16 protein-coding genes, 1 tRNA gene and 1 other RNA gene are annotated in these 18,038 nt (G+C 75.2%); 7 read left to right on the top strand and 11 right to left on the bottom strand.

Annotated elements, in window-relative coordinates; translation table 11 throughout:
- The 3 genes from WCS02_RS08105 to WCS02_RS08095 all read left to right on the top strand — a co-directional run.
- Positions 1–735, top strand: a 735-nt coding sequence (locus WCS02_RS08105) for a GNAT family N-acetyltransferase (protein WP_340291825.1), incomplete at its 5' end; no start/stop codon positions are given.
- Positions 732–2,927: an acyltransferase family protein gene (locus WCS02_RS08100; RefSeq protein ID WP_340291823.1), complete on the top strand. Its 2,196-nt coding sequence runs from the start codon at positions 732–734 to the stop codon at positions 2,925–2,927. The genes WCS02_RS08105 and WCS02_RS08100, both read left to right, overlap by 4 nt.
- A gap of 97 nt (positions 2,928–3,024) precedes the next feature.
- A complete protein-coding gene (locus WCS02_RS08095; RefSeq protein WP_340291821.1) occupies positions 3,025–4,881 on the top strand; it encodes a family 43 glycosylhydrolase in 1,857 nt (618 codons plus the stop codon).
- 96 nt (positions 4,882–4,977) lie between these two features.
- Here the strand turns inward: WCS02_RS08095 and WCS02_RS08090 are convergent, their stop codons facing one another.
- Entirely contained in the window at positions 4,978–5,607 is a 630-nt protein-coding gene (locus WCS02_RS08090; RefSeq protein ID WP_340291819.1) for a hypothetical protein, read from the bottom strand.
- A gap of 72 nt (positions 5,608–5,679) precedes the next feature.
- Entirely contained in the window at positions 5,680–6,096 is a 417-nt protein-coding gene (locus tag WCS02_RS08085) for a hypothetical protein (protein ID WP_340291817.1), read from the bottom strand.
- A gap of 186 nt (positions 6,097–6,282) precedes the next feature.
- Between WCS02_RS08085 and WCS02_RS08080 the strand changes: the two genes are divergently transcribed.
- On the top strand, positions 6,283–6,582 hold the full coding sequence (locus WCS02_RS08080) for a hypothetical protein (protein WP_340291815.1): 300 nt from the start codon (positions 6,283–6,285) through the stop codon (positions 6,580–6,582).
- Position 6,583: 1 nt separating this feature from the next.
- Here the strand turns inward: WCS02_RS08080 and rnpB are convergent.
- Positions 6,584–6,961: RNase P RNA component class A (gene rnpB / locus WCS02_RS08075), an RNA gene on the bottom strand.
- A gap of 33 nt (positions 6,962–6,994) precedes the next feature.
- On the opposite strand from rnpB, the gene ppk2 reads away from it, so the two are divergent.
- Positions 6,995–7,798 carry a polyphosphate kinase 2 gene (ppk2, locus tag WCS02_RS08070; RefSeq protein WP_340291813.1) on the top strand — a complete coding sequence of 268 codons (804 nt, stop codon included), beginning with the start codon at positions 6,995–6,997 and terminating at the stop codon, positions 7,796–7,798.
- Here ppk2 and WCS02_RS08065 read toward each other — a convergent pair.
- The 7 genes from WCS02_RS08065 to WCS02_RS08035 all read right to left on the bottom strand — a co-directional run bounded on the left by WCS02_RS08065 (position 7,795) and on the right by WCS02_RS08035 (position 13,217).
- Positions 7,795–8,838: a YihY/virulence factor BrkB family protein gene (locus WCS02_RS08065; protein WP_340291811.1), complete on the bottom strand. Its 1,044-nt coding sequence runs from the start codon at positions 8,836–8,838 to the stop codon at positions 7,795–7,797. The two genes, ppk2 and WCS02_RS08065, sit on opposite strands and share 4 nt — an antisense overlap.
- Before the next feature lie 63 nt (positions 8,839–8,901).
- Positions 8,902–10,203: a bifunctional RNase H/acid phosphatase gene (locus WCS02_RS08060; RefSeq protein ID WP_340291809.1), complete on the bottom strand. Its 1,302-nt coding sequence runs from the start codon at positions 10,201–10,203 to the stop codon at positions 8,902–8,904.
- Positions 10,200–10,940 carry a zinc ribbon domain-containing protein gene (locus tag WCS02_RS08055; RefSeq protein WP_340291807.1) on the bottom strand — a complete coding sequence of 247 codons (741 nt, stop codon included), beginning with the start codon at positions 10,938–10,940 and terminating at the stop codon, positions 10,200–10,202. The genes WCS02_RS08060 and WCS02_RS08055 overlap by 4 nt, the downstream gene beginning before the upstream one ends.
- Before the next feature lie 46 nt (positions 10,941–10,986).
- Positions 10,987–12,117: a Nif3-like dinuclear metal center hexameric protein gene (locus WCS02_RS08050; protein WP_340291805.1), complete on the bottom strand. Its 1,131-nt coding sequence runs from the start codon at positions 12,115–12,117 to the stop codon at positions 10,987–10,989.
- Positions 12,118–12,163: 46 nt separating this feature from the next.
- Positions 12,164–12,237 (bottom strand) — tRNA-Val (locus WCS02_RS08045).
- A 60-nt stretch (positions 12,238–12,297) separates the two neighbouring features.
- Positions 12,298–12,795: a peroxiredoxin gene (locus WCS02_RS08040; RefSeq protein WP_340291802.1), complete on the bottom strand. Its 498-nt coding sequence runs from the start codon at positions 12,793–12,795 to the stop codon at positions 12,298–12,300.
- Entirely contained in the window at positions 12,792–13,217 is a 426-nt protein-coding gene (locus WCS02_RS08035) for a DUF3052 domain-containing protein (protein ID WP_340291800.1), read from the bottom strand. Before WCS02_RS08035 ends, WCS02_RS08040 begins: the two co-directional genes overlap by 4 nt.
- Positions 13,218–13,484: 267 nt before the next feature.
- On the opposite strand from WCS02_RS08035, the gene aceE reads away from it, so the two are divergent.
- Entirely contained in the window at positions 13,485–16,217 is a 2,733-nt protein-coding gene (aceE, locus tag WCS02_RS08030) for a pyruvate dehydrogenase (acetyl-transferring), homodimeric type (RefSeq protein WP_340291827.1), read from the top strand.
- Positions 16,218–16,368: 151 nt separating this feature from the next.
- Here the strand turns inward: aceE and WCS02_RS08025 are convergent, their stop codons facing one another.
- Positions 16,369–17,088, bottom strand: coding sequence for a hypothetical protein (locus WCS02_RS08025; protein ID WP_340291798.1), 720 nt, complete (start codon positions 17,086–17,088; stop codon positions 16,369–16,371).
- An 89-nt stretch (positions 17,089–17,177) separates the two neighbouring features.
- On the opposite strand from WCS02_RS08025, the gene WCS02_RS08020 reads away from it, so the two are divergent.
- A partial coding sequence (locus WCS02_RS08020) for a PucR family transcriptional regulator (protein ID WP_340291796.1) occupies positions 17,178–18,038 on the top strand: 861 nt, incomplete at its 3' end.

The following is an 18,038-nucleotide window of genomic DNA, read 5'->3' as shown; positions in this document are numbered from 1 at the left end:
CCCCCCGCCCCGAGCCGCTGCTCCGCCGCCGCGGGCTGCTCGTCGACGGTGCCTGAGGCCCCGCCGGCCGGCCCGCCGCACGGTCCCGGACGGTTCGTCCCGGCCCCGGACCCCCGTCCGCACGACTCGGTGTGGCCGGCGATGGTGTGGCCGGTGCCCGAGGGCACCGAGCTGGTCGGGCCCGTCGTGACCCTGCGCCGGGTGGACGCCGCGGCCGACGCGGCGGCGCTGTTCGCCGCGCTGGACGACGACCGGGTGTGGGAGCACCTGGCGGGACGCCCGGCCGACCCGGCCGGGCTGGAGGCCACCCTGCGCGACCGGGCCGACCGGCTCGGCTGGCACCAGTGGCTGGTCACCGGCACCCGCGACGGGGAGGTCCTCGGCACCTCCTCCTACCTGGAGGTGTCCGCCCCCGACGCGAGGTTGGAGGTCGGGGCCACGGGGTACTGCCCCGGGGTGTGGGCCTCGGACGTCAACCCCGCTGCCAAGCTCCTGCTCCTCGGCCACGCCTTCGAGGTCCTGGGCGCGGGGCGCGTGCAGCTGAAGACCGACGTCCGCAACACCCGGTCGCAGCAGGCGATCGCCCGGCTCGGCGCCACCTCCGAGGGCGTGCTGAGCCGCTACCAGCGCCGCGCCGACGGCACGGTGCGTGACACCGCGATGTTCTCGGTCACCGCCGAGCAGTGGCCCGGTGTCCGGGACGGGCTGCACGCCCGGCTGGGTGCTGCCCGGTGACGGCACAGCTCGACGCACGGCCGTACGCCCGGCCCTCCGGGGCACCCGCCCCCGCTGCCGTCGACAGCCGCCGCGGCGACGTCGAGGGCCTGCGCGCCGTCGCGGTCGTCGTGGTCGTCCTCTTCCACGCCGGGGTCCCCGGGCTCTACGGCGGCTACGTGGGCGTCGACGTGTTCTTCGTCCTGTCGGGGTTCCTCATCACCGGGCTGCTGCTGGCGGAGGTCCGCCGCACGGGAACGGTGTCGCTGCGCGGCTTCTGGGCCCGTCGCGCCCGCCGCCTGCTGCCCCTGGCCACCCTCGTCTCGCTGGTCACCCTGGCCGCGTCGTGGCTCCTGCTCACCCCGCTGGAGGTCCGGCAGGTGGCCCGCGACGCGGTGTGGAGCGGGCTGTTCGCCATGAACCTGCTCCTGGCCCGCGACGGCGTGGACTACCTCGCCGACGACGCCGAGTCGCCGTACCAGCACTACTGGTCTCTCGGCGTGGAGGAGCAGTTCTACGTCGTCTGGCCGGTCGCGGTGGTCCTGCTCGTGCTCGTCGGCGGGCTCCTCGCGCGCCGCCGCGGCCGGCCCGCCCCGCGCGGCCGGGGCACGGGCGACCTGCCCGTCCTGCTGGTGCCGCTCACCGTCGTCGCCGTGCTCGCCTCGTTCGCCTGGGGGGTGTGGCAGACCGCGCAGAGCCAGCCGCTGGCCTACTTCGAGCCGTGGAGCCGCGGCTGGGAGCTCGGCGTCGGCGCCCTGCTCGCCATTGCCGCCCCCGCGCTCGCGGGCCTGCCGGGCCGGGTCCGCGAGGCCGCCGCCGTCGTCGGCCTGGCCGCGGTGCTGCTGGCCGCGCTCGTCCTCGACGAGGGCACGCCGTTCCCCGGCACCGCGGCCCTCCTGCCGGTGCTCGGGACGGCCGCCGTCGTCGCGGCCGGGACCGGCGGCACGACCCGGCTCGGCGCCCTGCTCGGCACCGCCCCCATGCGCACCCTGGGGCGGCTGTCCTACGGCTGGTACCTGTGGCACTGGCCGGTCCTCGTGCTCGGGCCGCGCGCGCTCGGCGGCGACCCGGGCCTGGCCGGCAGGCTCCTGCTGTCCCTCGTGGCGCTCGGCCTCGCGTGGACCACGTACGCGCTGCTGGAGGACCCGGTCCGCCGCCACGCCCTGCTCGTGCGCGACCCCGCCCGCTCCCTCGCCGTCGGCGCGCTGTGCGTCGCGCTCGCCGCGGGGACCGGGACCGTGTCGGCCGCGCTGGTCCCGGAGGTCCGGGGCACCGCCGCCCCCGTCGCCCCCGTCGCCACCGCCGAGGCCGAACAGGTCCAGGTCGGCGCCCTCGACGAGGCCGGGGTGCGCGAGGCCGTGGCCCAGGCCGAGCAGCTGCAGGGGCTGCCCGCCAACCTCGACCCCGTCCTGGAGGACGCCCAGGACGACGCCGCCCGCGCCCGCAGCGAGGACCGCATCTCCTGCATGGTCGCCGTCGAGCACGAGGACGTCTCCCGCGAGCCGGGCGGGTCCTGCGTGTTCGGCAGTCACCCCGACGGTGCGACCACCGTCGTGCTCACCGGCGACTCGCACGCCTACCAGTGGTACCCCGCGATGTCCCAGGTCGCCGAGCGCCGTGGCTGGCGGCTGGTCGTCATGACGAAGGCCGGCTGCCCGCTATACGACGTGAGCATCGACCTGGCGAGCCTGCGCCGGGCCTACACCGAGTGCGACACCTGGCGCGCGGCGGCCATGGAGCGCATCGCGCAGGAGGACCCCGACCTCGTCGTCATGTCCGCCGCGGTGTTCTCCCCGCGCGGCGACGAGTTCACCCGCCGCTGGGCGGAGGGGGTCACGACCACGACGACCACGCTGCGCGGCACCGGCGCCCAGGTGGTCCTGCTCGAGGACACGCCCAACCCCGACGCGGACGTGCCCACCTGCCTGGCCGAGAACCTCGACGCGGTCCAGGAGTGCGCCGTGGACCGGGAGGACGCGCTGCTCGACCCGGAGCGCCGGCGCGCCACCGCCCAGGCGGCGCTCGCCGCGGGGGCCGTGGTCGTCGACCCGGTGCCGTGGTTCTGCCGGGACACCTGCCCGCCGGTCATCGGCAACGCCTCCGCCTACCACGACGACGACCACGTGAGCGCGACCTACGCCGCCCAGCTGGCGCCGCTGCTCGACGCGCGGCTGGGCGCCGCGCTCACCGGCCCCGCGTCCGACGCCGGCTGAGCTGCCCCGCCGGGCCCCGGACCGCCACCGGTTGACCCCGCCCCCCAGGACGGCGACGATCTGCCCTCTCCTACCCGTACGTCCTGGAAGGGAACTCGTGGCACACGCAACGACGCACGTCCACGCCAAGGTCATGGGGGTGCTGCTCGCCATCGGCCTGCTGACTCCCGCGACCGCCGCCGTGGCAGCCCCCGGCGGACCCGCCCTCGGCACTCCCGCACCCGCGCCGGTCATCGAGCCGGTCATCGACGCCAACGCGCCCGACCCCGACGTCCTGCTCGTCGACGGCGTCTACCACGCCTACGCGACGAACTCCGGCGGCGAGAACGTCCAGCACTTCACCTCCACCGACCTCGAGACCTGGACCGACGAGGGCGACGTCGCCCCGACGCTCGGCGACTGGGTCGCGGAGGGCTGCAGCTTCGGCCCCGGCGGCGTCACCGACCGGTGCATCTGGGCCCCCGAGGTCAGCGAGGTCGAGGGCGGCTACGCCCTGTACTACACCGCCCGCGACTCCCTCGCGCCGCGCCAGTGCATCGGCGTCTCGCTGTCGGACTCCCCCGACGGCCCGTTCCTCCCGGTCGGCACCGACCCGCTCGTCTGCCCGGACGGCGCGCGAGGCACCGTCGACCTCGGCGGCGCCATCGACGCCGGCACGTACACCGAGGACGGCCGGCTCTACCTGCTGTGGAAGGCCGACGGCAACTGCTGCCCGGACAAGACGGCGATCATCTACCTGCAGGAGCTGTCGCTGGACGGCACCACGCTCACCGGTGACCCCGTCGAGCTCATCCGTCGTGACCTGCCCTACGAGGGCGCGGTCGTCGAGGCGCCGACCCTGCTCGAGGTGGACGGCACGTACTACCTGTTCTACTCGGCCAACGACTTCGGCGGCGGCGGGTACCGCACCTCCTACGCCACGTCCGACAGCCTCACCGGCCCGTGGACGAAGGCCACCACGGAGCTCATGACGACCGACCGGTTCTCCGGCGACGTCCGCGGCCCCGGTGGGCAGGACATCGTCGTGAACCCTGACGGCGGGTACTCCATCGTGTTCCACGGCTGGGACCCGACCTACAGCTACCGCGCGGTCTACACCAGCGAGCTCGTCTTCGTCGACGGCGTGCCGTCGGTGGTCGAGGCCTCCGAGCGGTACCAGGCCGAGGACGGCGTGGTCGTCGACGCCCGCGTCGTCGGCGACACCGCGGCCTCCGGCGGCGCCAAGGTCGGCGGCATGGACTTCGCCACCAGCTCCGTCACCGTCACGGTGGACGCGGAGCAGGCCGGCCCCGCCGTCATCGGCATCCGCTACACCAACGGCACCGAGGGCCCCGGCGGCCGCCTCACGGCGACCGACTCCCTCACCGTCAACGGGCGCGACGCCGGCCTGGTGACCTTCGCCCACACCACGTGGGGCAACTGGCAGACGCTCGAGCAGCAGGTGCGGCTGCGCGAGGGCCTCAACACCATCACGCTCACCCGGGTGTCCGGCTTCGCCGAGATCGACGCCGTCGACCTGTACGAGGGTCGCCGGCTCGCCCCGGTCAACAGCCCGCCGTCCGACCCGACCACGGCCGTGCGCTACGAGGCCGAGGCCGGCGTCATCTCGAACGCCCGCGTCCGCGGGGACGGCAGCGCCTCCGGCGGCGCCGTCGTCGGCGGCCTGGACTTCGACGACAGCTCCGTGACCTTCACCGTCGTCGCCGACAAGGGCGGTCCCGCCACGCTGGGGATCCGCATGTCGAACGGCTCGGAGCGCGGCGGCTGGCCGATCGAGTCGACCCAGGACGTCACCGTCAACGGGCGTCCCGCCGGCACCGTCACGTACCCCTTCACCCGCTGGGGCAACTGGACGACCGTCGAGCACACCGTGCTGCTGCGCAAGGGCGTCAACACCGTCACCCTCACGCACGACACGTTCTTCGCCGAGCTGGACGCGGTCGACGTCTACTGACCGGGAGCTGCCGGGCCGCGCCTGACGCCCGGCAGCACGAGCACGACCGAGGGCTGCCGACCTGCGCGGTCGGCAGCCCTCCGTCGTGCCCGGGCCTCAGCCCTCGTGCCTGCGCTCAGCCCTGCCGGGTGCGGCCGCGCTGCGAGGCGGCGTAGCTCCACGCCCGGAGCCGGCGCAGGTAGGCGGACGGGACCAGGTCGTCGGCCCCGCGGGCGGGCTCGCAGCGCAGGTCCTGGTCCTCGGCGCGCACCCCACGACCAGCCGGCCCCAGGTCCGCCACGGTCCCGCGGGCGTGGCCATGAGCATGTCGAAGCCGTCGTCCGCCGGCCGGGCACCGAGCAGCAGCGCGCGACCGGTCCCCGTCCGGAAGGTGACGAGAGAGGAGCAGGTCCGGCTCAGCGAGCTCGGCACGAACACCCATCGCCACGCCGTGCTGAACAGCAGGTCGAGCGGGTGGCCCCCCGCGCCCAGCCCGGGCAGCCGCACGGCGACGCCACCGACGTCCGGCAGCCACGTCGGCAGGCCCGCGCTGCGCGACAGCCGCACCACGCCGGTGTGCGTCCCGGGCTCGTCGAGCAGCCCGCAGCCCGTCCCGGCGCCTCCGGGCACCTGCAGGGTGCAGTGCTGGACGACACCGCGCGGGTGGAGAGCGGCCGCGCCCCGCAGGCGGGCGACGCGGTGCGACAGCGTGGCGGTCAGGGCGGCGGGCGGGGCGAGGAGGTCCATCGCCCGTGCGCTACCCCGGGGCGACCGTCCGGAAACGACCGCCCCAGCCGCAGCCCGTCCTGGCCTGCCGGGTCAGGCGCCCGCGGGCAGCTCGAACACGCAGACCGCCTTGGCGGCGCCGCCCGCGGTGAAGGTCGCGGTGCCCTCGCCCATGACCCCGATGGGGTCCGACGGGTCGAGCGACAGCGCGCACCCCGTGACGGGGATCGTCGTCGTCGTCGTCACCCGGGTCCAGAGGAAACCGACCTCCTCGTTGTAGTACTCCTTGGGCAGGTCGCTGAAGATGCACGTGGCCTTCACGACGTTCCCGTCGCGCCGGATGCTCACCCTGGACGTCGAGACGTCCGTCGGGAACCCGCCCGTGAACACCCCAGCCCCGCAGCCGGCCTGCGTGATGGTGACGATGTGGTCGGCCGAGGCCGGCGACGCGAACGAGAAGGCGCCGACGGCGAGGACGGCGGCGGTGACGAGTGCTGCAGGACGACGCATGGTGAGCTCCCCGGGGATGACGGGGCGTGACGGACATCACGCCGCGTCACATCCTGCTCCTGGCCGCGACGGCTGTCAGCGGAACGGCCCAAGCCGACCCGAGGAGCACCCGTCAGCGCGCCCGCCGAGGTCATCCGATACTGACGTGGTCCGGGAACCGACCGACGCCCTGGTCACCGTGCCAGGGTGACCGGCATGCCGCAGATGGTCCTGCTCGGGGTGCTGGTCGTCACGGCAGTCGTGACCACGGCCCACCTGGTGCTGCCCGCACGGAGGGGGCTGCCGTTGATGCTGGCCCTCGTGGGCGCGTTCTGGGCCAGCCTCGCCGTCGTCCATCGGGACGGCCTCACGGACAGCGAGTACCGGGCGTCGGGCTGGGTGCTGATGGTGGCCGTCCTCGGCCTCGCCACCGGCCAGGTTGCGGCCGGCGCGCTCGGGCGGCGCCGGTCCGGCCGGAGGGCCAGGCCGCATGCGACAGGGGCCTGAGGGGACGAGCCGGCCTGTAAGCCGGGTTCTGTACCGACGCTCTCGCGCCGGCGGCGACCATCCATCTACGAGCGCCGTCGCCGACGCCCTCCTGCGGTCTACCCGGACGCATCGGGCGGGCAGCCCTCGGGCGCGTCCTGTCTGACCTTGCTCCAGGTGGGGTTTACCTAGCCGCACCGGTCACCCGGCACGCTGGTGGTCTCTTGCACCACCCTTTCACCCTTACCGCCGTCCCGGTCGCCCGGTCCGTCGGCGGTCTTCTCTCTGTGGCACTGTCCCGCGGGTCACCCCGGGTGGGCGTTACCCACCACCTCGCCCTGTGGAGCCCGGACTTTCCTCGGCGGGCCCGGAGGCCCGACGCGGTCGCCCGGCCGACTCGTCCGCCACGAGGATAGGGGCCGTAGCCTCAGGCATGGGCGCATCCGGGCGGGTCCCGCGCAAGGTCTACGAGACGGAGCTCCTGCGGCTGCAGGCGGAGCTGGTCACCATGCAGGAGTGGGTCCGCCGCTCCGGCGCCCGGGTGGTCGTGGTGTTCGAGGGCCGCGACGCCGCGGGCAAGGGCAGCGCGATCAAGCGGGTGGCCGAGTACCTCAACCCGCGGGTGGCCCGCATCGTCGCCCTGCCGGCCCCCACCGACCGGGAGCGCAGCCAGTGGTACTTCCAGCGCTACGTGCAGCACCTGCCGGCCGCCGGCGAGATCGTCCTCATGGACCGGTCCTGGTACAACCGCGCCGGCGTGGAGCGGGTCATGGGGTTCTGCACCGAGGCGGAGCACCGGCGCTTCCTCCACCAGTGCCCCCTGTTCGAGCGGCTCCTGGTCGAGGACGGCATCCTCCTGCGCAAGTACTGGTTCTCCGTGAGCGACGGTGAGCAGGAGGCGCGCTTCCGGTCCCGGCTGGAGGACCCGATGCGCCGGTGGAAGCTGTCCGGCACCGACCTGGACTCGGTCGCGCACTGGGAGGACTACTCCCGGGCCAAGGACGAGATGCTCGTGCACACCGACATCCCCGAGGCACCGTGGTGGGTCGTCGACTCCGACGACAAGCGCCGCTCCCGGCTGAACATGATCGCCCACCTGCTCGGGAGCATCGACTACGAGCGGGTCGAGGCTCCGGTCCTCGAGCTGCCCGCCCGCCCGCCGTCGGGCGGGTACCGCCGCCCCGCCAGGGAGAGCCAGCGGCTCGTCCCCGACCACGCGGCCGGTCTGTCCGGCTAGGCCGGCGAGCCCGTCCCACCGGTGGTCCGTCGAGCCTGGCCGGCGGTCTCGGCGGCAGCCAGGTCGACGACCGACGTGACGACCGTGTCGGCCACGACGGCACCCCGCTCCCCCATGGGCCGGTCCTGACCGACGGTGGAGTCCCGCACGGTCTGCCGCTCGGCCTCGGCGTTGAGCGCCGCCCCGAGCAGGACCAGGAGCACCGTCAGCCAGAGCCAGAGCATGCTGATCGCCACCCCTGCCAGGGAGCCGTACGTCGTCTCGTACGTGCCGAGGTCGCGGACGTACGCGAACAGCGCCAGCGACGTGGCGACCCACAGCGCGGTCGCGGCCAGCGCGCCGGTGCTCACCCACGCCCAGCGCGGGCTCCGGCGGTCGGGCGCCACCCGGTACAGCACGGCCAGGCCGAGGGCCATGAGCGCCGCGAGCACCACCCAGACCAGCACGCCGGCCAGCTCGAGGACGGGCCCGGGGGCGCGGGCCAGGGCGCCGGTCGCGAACCCGGCCGCGGCCAGCAGCGCACCGAGCGCCACCGCGGAGCCCAGCACGAGCGCCAGCGACAGCCCGACCAGGCGCGGGAAGGACCGGGTCTCGGTCTCGTCGTAGGCGAGGGTGAGCGCGTCGACGAGGTAGGTCATCGCCGTGGTCGCCGTCCAGAGCGCGAGGAGCAGGGCGACGAGGCCGCGCACGGTGTGGACCTCGGTCGAGGCGGCCGTGATGGACAGCACCTGGTCCTCGACCACCTGCCGCATGGTGGGCGGCAGGACCCCGGCCACCGCGGACAGCTGCTCCAGCGCCTCCTCCGGGGTGTTGACCGCCCCGTAGACGGACACCGCGGTGAGGAGCACCGGCGCGATGGACAGCACGGCGAAGAACGCGATGCCGGCGCTGAGCAGCGGGAACCGGTCAGCGAGCACGCGCCGCCCCACCCGCCGCAGCACCATGAGCCAGCCGCGGGGCGGGATGTGCCGCGGTGCTGCGGCGCGGCCGCCCGGTGCGAGCTCGCGCACCACCGCGGCCCCGCTCCGCACCACCGTCATGCGCCGAGTGTCCTCCCGGACGCGCACCGCGGGGGCAGCGGCGCGCGCCCGCCGACGACATGCCTAGAAGAGCGTCTGCACGTCCGGCGGCACGTGGAGGCCGACCCCGTCGACCTCGGCGCCGCCGTCGGGCCAGAAACGCGTGGTCGTCAGGCTGCCGGGCGCGAACCTGAGGCGCCCGAGGGCCTCCTCGCCGGCGCCGAGCAGCGTCCGGACCACCGAGCGGATCGGCGTCATGTGGCACACCACGACGACCGTCCCGCCCCGGTGCTGCTCGAGCAGGTCCGCCAGCCCGGCGGCCACGCGCGCCTCGAGGTCGCGCATGGACTCCCCGCCGGGCGGGCTCACCGAGGCGTCGCCGAGCCAGCGGCCGAACAGGTCACCGTCGCCGCGTGCGGCGACCTCGGCCGCGGTGAGGGCGTCCCACTCCCCGAAGGCGAGCTCGGCCCAGCGGTCGTCGACGGCGGCGCGCGGCCAGCCGAGCCGCTCCCGCAGCACGTCGGCGGTCTGCCGGGCCCGCAGCAGCGGGGACACGACGACGGCGTCGACCGGCACCTGCGCCAGGAAGGGGACGGCGCCGAGGGCGTCGAGCCGGCCGACGTCGGTGAGCGGCGCGTCCTCGCCGCGGACGCCGGAGAACCGGCGCTCCTGGGTGAGCCGGGTCCGGCCGTGGCGGACCAGCAGGACGGTGGTGGCCTGGCCGAGGTCGCCCTGGCTGGCCCCGGCGGGCACCGCGGTGGACGACGTGGCGGTGGACGACGTGGCGGCGGACGACGTGGCGGCCGACGACGTGGCGGCCGACGGCGTGCCGGCCGACGGCGCGGCACCGGTCGCCCGGGACGGCAGCGGGTCCGGGGCGGGGTCCATCGGGCCCACGGGGTCGGTCGGGTCGTCCGGGGTGCTGCGGGCGGCGTCCGCGGCCAGGGTCGCCACGACGTCGTCGACCCGCCGCTCCCGGCCGTCCATGGCCTCGTTGGCGAGCCGGTCGGCGTGCCCGTTCTGCGCGCGCGGCACCCACGTGTACCGGACGAGCGACGGCTCGAACGCGCGGCTGGCCTGCGCGGCGATGCCGGCCAGGCGGCGGTCCTTGATCTTCCACCGGCCGGACATCTGCTCCACGACGAGCTTGGAGTCCATCCGCACCTCGACCCGGGCCGAGGGGTCGACCGCGGCGGCCATCCGCAGCCCCGCGAGCAGGCCCGAGTACTCCGCGACGTTGTTCGTCGTCAGGCCGCACCGCTCCCCCGCCTCGGCGAGCAGGCCGCCGCCCGCCTCGCGCACCAGGGCGCCGAAGCCGGACGGGCCGGGGTTGCCGCGCGAGCCCCCGTCGGCCTCGACGACGAGCTGACGGACCGTGCCGGTCACGCCCCCGCGCCCTCGGGCCGGACGAGGATGCGCTCGCACTCCGGGCAGCGGAGCATCTCGTCGGCGGGCCGCCGCAGCAGCGCGCCCACCTCGACCGGGGCCATGGGCATCCGGCAGCCGTCGCAGCCCCCCTCGACCAGCTGGGCGACGCCGCTGCCGAGCCGCCCGCGCAGCCGCTCGTAGACCTTCACCATCGCCTCGGGCAGGCCGGTGGCGGCGGCCTTGCGGTCGTCCTCGACCTCGACCCGCTCGGCGTCCAGCTCCGCCTGGCGGGCGTCGCGCGCCGCGGCGACGGTGGCGAGCTCGGCGGCGACGCCGTCGAGCCGCGCCTGGGTGGTCTCGAGCAGGCCGGCCTGCTCCTCGCGCCGCTCCATCACCTCCAGCTCCGTGTCCTCCAGCACCGACTGGCGCCGGGCCAGCGACTCGACCTCGTGCTGGAGCCCGACGAGGTCCTTGGCGCTGCCCTGGCCGGAGTCCAGGCGGGCCTTGTTGCGGGCAGCCCGGTCGCGCACGGCCTGGACGTCGTTCTCCGCCCGCTGCAGCTCGCGGTCCAGGTCGGACACCTTGGTGCGGAGCAGGACCACGTCGTCACGCAGCGTGCGGGCCAGGGCGTCCAGCTCGGCCGCCCGCGCCGCCTCGGGCAGCGTCGAGCGGGTGTGGGCCAGCTGGTCCAGCCGCGTGTCCAGGGCCTGCACCTGGAGCAGCCTGCGCTGGTCGGCGGGGGCGACGGTCACCATCGGGGAGCTCCTCGGGGCTGGGTGCGGCGGTGCGGCGGGACGCGGTTCAGGCGCGAGAGGTCCACGGGTCGGTCACGGTACGGGACACGACGACGTCCAGGTGCTCGCCCCGGGGGTCGGTGGCGGCGAGGATCCGCTCGCGGGCACCCATGAGCCACGGCCACTCGCTGGCCCAGTGCGCGACGTCGACGAGCCACGGCCCGCCCTCCTCCAGCGCGTCCTGCGCCGGGTGGTGGCGCAGGTCGGCGGTGACGAAGACGTCGGCCCCGGACGCCCGGGCCGCGCCGACCAGGGACCCGCCGGAGCCGCCGCAGACCGCGACCCGCTGCACCTGCGCCTGCACGGGGCCCGCGACGCGGACGCCGGCCGCCGTGCGGGGCAGCACCTTGGCCACGTGCTCGGCGAAGGCCTGCAGGCTCGTCGGCTGGGGCAGCGTGCCGACCCGGCCGAGCCCGCGCGGGGAGGACCACGGGGCCAGCTCCAGCACCTGCACCGCGGGCTCCTCGTAGGGGTGGGCCTGGCGCAGGGCGGCCAGCACGGCCTCGCGGCGGGCGCGGGGCGCCACCATCTCCACCCGCGCCTCCGTGGCCGACGCGCGCTCCCCCGCCCGGCCCACGGCCGGGGCGGTGCCCGGCCCGGCCTCGAAGGTCCCGGTGCCGGTCGTGGACCACGCGCAGCGGGAGTACTCCCCCAGCCGGCCGGCCCCGGCGGCGGCGAGGGCGTCCACGACGGCGTCGACCGCGGACGGCGGCACCAGGGTGACGACCTGGTCGGTCGCCTCGTGCGGGCGCGCGTCCAGCGGCGCCAGCCCGGTGAGGCCGAGGGTCCGGGCCAGCGCGTCGGACACGCCCGGTGCCGCGGAGTCGGCGTTGGTGTGGGCGGTGAACAGCCCGCAGCCGGAGGTGATGAGCCGGTGGAGCAGGCGGCCCTTGACGGTGTCGGTGCCGACGCCGTGCACCGCGCTCAGCAGCAGCGGGTGGTGGGCGACGACCAGGTCGACGCCCCGCTCGAGCGCCTCGTCGACCACGGCGGTGGTGACGTCGACGCTGAGCAGCACCGACGAGACCTCGGCCGCGAGGTCACCGCAGACGAGACCGACGGCGTCCCAGGGCTCGGCGAGCGAGCGCGGGTAGGCCTCGTCGAGCGCCGTGACCACGTCATGCAGGGTGACGACCATGACGACGGACAGTAGCCGGTCCGGTCGGGGCTGCCCCCGCCGCGGGTGGGCCCGGCCGGGCTCGAACCGGCGACACCCGCGGTGTAAGCGCGGTGCTCTGACCAACTGAGCTACAGGCCCCTGGGCGCAGGATAGACGCGCCCGGGGTGCCCCGGCCCCGACGGGACCGGGGCGGACGCCTCAGAGCGAGGCGAGGGCGTCGCGGTAGGCCTGCGGGTCCCGCGGCTGGCCCGGGCCCTGCACCGTCGACCAGCGCAGCACCCCCGTGCTGTCGACGAGGAACGAGCCGCGGGTCGCGAAGCCGAGCCCCGGCATGAACACGCCGTAGCGGCGGGCCACCTCGCCGTGCGGCCAGAAGTCGCTGAGCAGCGGGAACCTGTACCCCTCGGCGTCGGACCAGGCGCGCAGCGCGTGCTTGGGGTCGCACGAGATGCCGACCACCTGGACGTCGTCGTTGGCGAAGGAGCCCAGGTCGTCGCGGATCTCGCAGAGCTCGCCGGTGCACGTGCCGGAGAAGGCGAACGGGTAGAACACGACGAGCGCCGCCCGGTTGCCGCCGTCGTGGAGCAGGTCCGTCAGCGACACCTCCTGGCCGTGCTGGTCGGGGAGCCGGAAGTCAGGAGCAGGTGTCCCGACCTCGGGCAGCGCGCCCTCGGTGGGGATGCCGATGTCGGTCACTTACGACCCTTCGGGGAGGCGAGACGCGTGCCCGACCAGTCGGGGCAGGCGCTGGTGCTCGAGGTGCCGTGCAGGCCCGCGGTCGGGGCGGCCTCCTCGATGTCACCGGGCTCGACGTGGTCGGGCCGGCCGAGCTTGGGCGTGAGCAGCCACACCACACCGCCGTCACCGAGGTTGGTGAGGCTGTCCATGAGGACGTCGACCAGGTCACCGTCGCCGTCGCGGAACCACAGCAGGACGACGTCGGCGACCTCGATGGAGTCCTCGTCCTCCAGCGGCGAGCCGGTGAGGGCCTCGACCTGGGACCGCAGGTCCTCGTCGACGTCGTCGTCCCAGCCGAACTCCTGGACGACCTGGCCGGCCGTGATCCCGAGGCGGCGGGCCAGGTCGGTGTCCGCCGGTCTGTCGGCGGTGGCAGACATCCAGTGCGCTCCCTCTGCATGGGCCGTCCGGCCTCGCGGCCGTGACCGAGCCTCCTCGGCGCCGGGGCCCGGCGTCGCTGGGCGACAGTCCACCCCACCCCAGCGCACCTGTGCAAGCAGGACACCCCGTGTTGGCCCTCCGGCGCCGACGGGCCAGGATGGGGGCAGGAGGCGGGCGAGCCTGGCGACACTCCGGAGCGCCGCCGCACCGCACCCGCCGAACGACCTGCTGGAGGACACGTGCCCAACGCCGCCGACGACGCCCCGATGCTGGACGGCCTGCTCGCCCAGCTCCCGGACGTCGACCCCGAGGAGACGGCCGAGTGGCGGCAGTCGCTCGCCGCCGCGGTCGAGGCCGGCGGCAAGGAGCGGGCGCGCTACCTCATGCTGCAGATGCTGCACGCCGCGCGCGAGCAGCACCTGGGCGTCCCCGCGCTCACGCAGACCGACTACGTCAACACCATCCCGCCGGAGTCCGAGCCGCTGTTCCCCGGCGACGAGGAGACCGAGCGCCGCTACCGCCGCTGGATCCGCTGGAACGCCGCGGTCATGGTCCACCGCGCGCAGGCCCCCGGCATCGGCGTCGGCGGCCACATCTCCACCTACGCCTCCTCCGCGACGCTGTACGAGGTGGGCTTCAACCACTTCTGGCGCGGCCGCGACCACGCCGGCGGCGGGGACCACGTCTTCGTGCAGGGGCACGCCTCCCCCGGCGTCTACGCCCGCGCGTACCTCGAGGGCCGGCTCACCGAGGACCAGCTCGACGGGTTCCGCCAGGAGAAGTCCTCGCCGTCCGGCGGGCTGTCCAGCTACCCGCACCCCCGCCTCATGCAGGACTTCTGGGAGTTCCCCACGGTCTCCATGGGCCTGGGCCCGCTCAACGCGATCTACCAGGCGCAGTTCGACCGCTACCTGCACAACCGCGGGATCAAGGACACCTCCCAGCAGCAGACCTGGGCGTTCCTCGGCGACGGCGAGATGGACGAGCCCGAGAGCCGCGGCGCCCTGCAGATCGCGGCGTCGGAGGGCCTGGACAACCTCAACTTCGTCATCAACTGCAACCTGCAGCGCCTCGACGGCCCGGTGCGCGGCAACGGCAAGATCATCCAGGAGCTCGAGTCGTTCTTCCGCGGTGCGGGCTGGAACGTCATCAAGGTGGTCTGGGGCCGCGACTGGGACCCGCTGCTGCACGCCGACCGCTCCGGCGCCCTCGTCAAGCTCATGAACGAGACGCTCGACGGCGACTACCAGACCTACCGGGCCGAGAACGGCGCGTTCATCCGCGAGCACTTCTTCGACCGCGACCCGCGCACCAAGAAGCTCGCCGAGCCGCTCAGCGACGCCGACATCTGGAACCTGCGCCGCGGCGGGCACGACTACCGCAAGGTCTACGCCGCCTACAAGGCCGCGACCGAGCACACCGGTCAGCCGACGGTCATCCTCGCCAAGACGGTCAAGGGCTGGGGCCTGGGCACGAACTTCGCCGGCCGCAACGCCACGCACCAGATGAAGAAGCTCGCCCTGGACGACCTCAAGAACTTCCGCGACGGGCTGCGCATCCCCATCGACGACGCGCAGCTCGAGGCCGACCCGTACCGCCCGCCGTACTACCGGCCCGAGGACGGCGACGAGACGCTGGAGTACCTGCGCGGGCGCCGGAAGACCCTGGGCGGCGGGCTCCCGTCACGCAAGGGCAGCCGCGGGCCGATCACCCTGCCGGGCGACGCCGCGTACACGGTGGCCAAGCGCGGTTCGGGCAAGCAGCAGGTCGCCACGACCATGGGCTTCGTCCGCGTGCTGCGGGACCTCATGCGCGACAAGGAGTTCGGCAAGCGGGTCGTGCCGATCATCCCCGACGAGGCGCGCACGTTCGGGATGGACTCGTTCTTCCCGACGGCCAAGATCTACAACCCCAAGGGCCAGCGGTACGTCAGCGTCGACCGCGAGCTGATGCTGTCGTACAAGGAGGCCACGGACGGGCAGATCCTCCACCTCGGCATCAACGAGGCCGGCTCCGTCGCCGCCTTCACCGCGGCCGGGTCGTCGTACTCCACGCACGGCGAGCCGATGGTCCCGATCTACATCTTCTACTCGATGTTCGGGTTCCAGCGGACCGGCGACGGGATGTGGGCCGCGGCCGACCAGATGGCGCGCGGCTTCTACCTGGGCGCCACCGCCGGGCGGACGACGCTGACCGGCGAGGGCCTGCAGCACGCCGACGGGCACTCCCCGCTGCTCGCGGCGACCAACCCGGCGATCGTCAGCTACGACCCGGCGTACGTGTACGAGATCGGCCACATCGTCCAGGACGGGCTGCGCCGGATGTACGGCGACAGCGGTCCCGACGGCCGTGGCGAGGACCTCATGTACTACATCACGCTGTACAACGAGCCCTACGTGCAGCCGGCCGAGCCCGAGGGCCTGGACGTCGAGGGTGTCCTCAAGGGCATGCACCTGGCCCACCCCGGCACCGGGGAGGGCCCGCGCGTGCAGCTCATGGCCTCCGGCGTCGGCGTGCCGTGGGCGCTGGAGGCGCAGACCCTGCTCCGCGAGGACTGGGGCGTGGTCGCCGACGTGTGGTCGGTGACGTCGTGGGCCGAGCTGCGCCGGGACGCCCTGGCCGCCGAGGCCGAGGCGTTCGCCTCTCCCGGGTCCGAGCCGCGGGTGCCGTTCATCGCGCAGAAGCTCGCCGAGGCCGAGGGCCCCGTCGTCGCGGTGTCGGACTACATGCGCGCCGTGCCCGACCAGGTCGCCCAGTTCGTCCCGGGCGAGCGCGGCCGGTTCCGGTCCCTGGGCACCGACGGGTTCGGCTTCTCCGACACCCGGGCGGCCGCGCGCCGGTTCTTCCAGGTCGACGGCCCCTCGGTCGTCGTCCAGGCGCTGGCGTCGCTGGCCTCGACCGGCGCCGTCGACGGCGACCTGGCGAAGCAGGCGTACGAGAAGTACGCCATCGACGACGTCACCGCCGGCACCACCGGCAACGCGGGCGGCGACGCCTGACGCTCCTCCGCAGGGCCTGACGCGCCCGGTCCCGGCTGCTGCCGGGGCCGGGCGCGCTGCTGTGCGGGGGGGCGCCTGCCCGCCGGCCTGCCCGGACAGCACGACGCCCGCCCCCCGGCAGGGGGACGGGCGTCGGGTGCTCGAGCGGTGCTCAGCCCTTGCGGGCGCGCTCCGCGGCGACGATGGCCTTGTCCAGGTCGCGGCGCATCGCGGCCACGCCGGTGGCGTCCGGGTGGGCGCCGAGGGCGTCCAGGTGGCGGCGGGCCTCGGCGAGGCGCTGCGCGTCGACCGCGGCCGACACGAGCTCGCGCCCGGCCTGGAGCGGGTGGTCGCTGGGACGCCAGTGGCCCATCCCCAGGGCCAGCGCACCGTCGGCGTCCCCGGCCTCGCGCAGCAGCACCAGACCGTCGAGCAGGGCGCGGCCGGAGGGGTCGCGCTCGGCGGCGACGCCGAGCCGGCGGATGGCGGCCTCGCGGTCGTCGTGCAGCGACAGCCGGGCGAGCTCCACCAGCGGGTACCAGGCCCGCTGGTCGTGGGCGAGCTCCTCGGCCAGCGCCCAGACGGCGGTGTCCTCGGCCTGCTTGAGGTCGCCCGCGGCGTGCTCGGCGGCGCGGCGGCGCACCACCGCGGCCAGCTCGGCGAAGCGGCCCTCGTCGTTGGGGTCCTCGCGCAGCAGGTCGTGCAGCCGCTCCTCGTCCACCGACTCGTGCACGGTGGAGGTGTGGTCCCCGTCGTCCGCGACGGTCGGGATCCCCCCCGTGGCGGGCTCGTGGACCACCAGCTGCGGCCCCGTCGTCTCGACCCTCAGCTCGGGCTCGGGGCTCCCGCCCCGGCTCCGCAGCCGGTCCCTCAGTGATCTGAACCCAGGCACGGTGCCTCCCCTCGTCGTGGACCTCACCGTACCGAAGGGGCCGGACGGCGGCCCGCGCTCGGCGCGCCGCGCCCGGCTACCGTGGCCCGGTGGGCAGCCTGACCAGCAGCGACGCGGCGGCGGGACCGGCGCTGTCGGAGGCGTCGCTGGCCGCCCTGGAGCAGGGCAGCACGACCATCTCGGCGGGCGCGCTGTCGCAGATGGCGGCCCAGCTGCCCTGGTTCGACGGGCTCTCGCCCGAGGCCAAGCTGTCGGTCGGCCTCGTCGCCCGGACCGGCGTGTCCGGGTTCGTCACCTGGTGCCGCGCGGGCGGGCCCGTCGGCCCGTCGGTGCGCAGCGTCGACCTGTTCGGCGCCGCCCCGCGCGACCTCACCCGGCTCATCAGCCTCCACCAGACGGTCACCCTCGTGAGGACCGCGATCGACACCTCCGAGCGGCTGCTCGAGGACACGCTGCCCGAGGACGAGCTGCCCGTGGCACGGGAGCTGCTGCTGCGCTACGCCCGCGAGGTCGCCTTCGCCGCGGCCGAGGTCTACGCCCGCGCCGCGGAGACCCGCGGCGCCTGGGACGCCCGGCTGGAGGCGCTCGTCGTCGACGCGCTCGTGCGGGGCGAGACCGACGAGGGCCTGGCGTCCCAGGCCTCGGCGCTGTCGTGGCCGGTGGGGACCCCGACCACGGTGGTCGTCGCGACTGGGACGTCCCGGGCCGAGCCGCACGCGCTGCGACGGGTGGCGCGCAGCCACCGGGTCGAGCTGCTCGTCGGGCACCAGAACGACCGGCTCGTCCTCGTCCTCGGCGGCGCGGCCGACGCCACCGAGGTGGTGACGGACATGCTCGACCTGGTCGGCGACGGACCGGTGGTCGTCGGCCCCACCCGGGCGGGCCTGCCCTCGGCGCCGCGCTCCGCCCGGGCGGCCCTGGCCGGGGCGACCGCCGCCCGCGCCTGGCCC

This window comes from Aquipuribacter hungaricus (genome assembly GCF_037860755.1).
In the GTDB taxonomy this organism is placed as follows: Bacteria; Actinomycetota; Actinomycetes; order Actinomycetales; family JBBAYJ01; genus Aquipuribacter; species Aquipuribacter hungaricus.
Note: the sequence above shows the minus strand (reverse complement) of the source record. Positions and strands in the feature narration are given on the sequence as shown.

Excerpts from the sequence above, each read along its gene's own strand:
- WCS02_RS08090 (WP_340291819.1), bottom strand. The coding sequence starts at position 5,607 with ATGGACCTCCTCGCCCCGCCCGCCGCCCTGACCGCCACGCTGTCGCAC.
- WCS02_RS08085 (WP_340291817.1), bottom strand. The coding sequence starts at position 6,096 with ATGCGTCGTCCTGCAGCACTCGTCACCGCCGCCGTCCTCGCCGTCGGC.
- ppk2 (WP_340291813.1), top strand. The coding sequence starts at position 6,995 with ATGGGCGCATCCGGGCGGGTCCCGCGCAAGGTCTACGAGACGGAGCTC.
- WCS02_RS08065 (WP_340291811.1), bottom strand. The coding sequence starts at position 8,838 with ATGACGGTGGTGCGGAGCGGGGCCGCGGTGGTGCGCGAGCTCGCACCG.
- WCS02_RS08055 (WP_340291807.1), bottom strand. The coding sequence starts at position 10,940 with ATGGTGACCGTCGCCCCCGCCGACCAGCGCAGGCTGCTCCAGGTGCAG.
- WCS02_RS08050 (WP_340291805.1), bottom strand. The coding sequence starts at position 12,117 with ATGGTCGTCACCCTGCATGACGTGGTCACGGCGCTCGACGAGGCCTAC.
- WCS02_RS08035 (WP_340291800.1), bottom strand. The coding sequence starts at position 13,217 with ATGTCTGCCACCGCCGACAGACCGGCGGACACCGACCTGGCCCGCCGC.
- aceE (WP_340291827.1), top strand. The coding sequence starts at position 13,485 with ATGCTGGACGGCCTGCTCGCCCAGCTCCCGGACGTCGACCCCGAGGAG.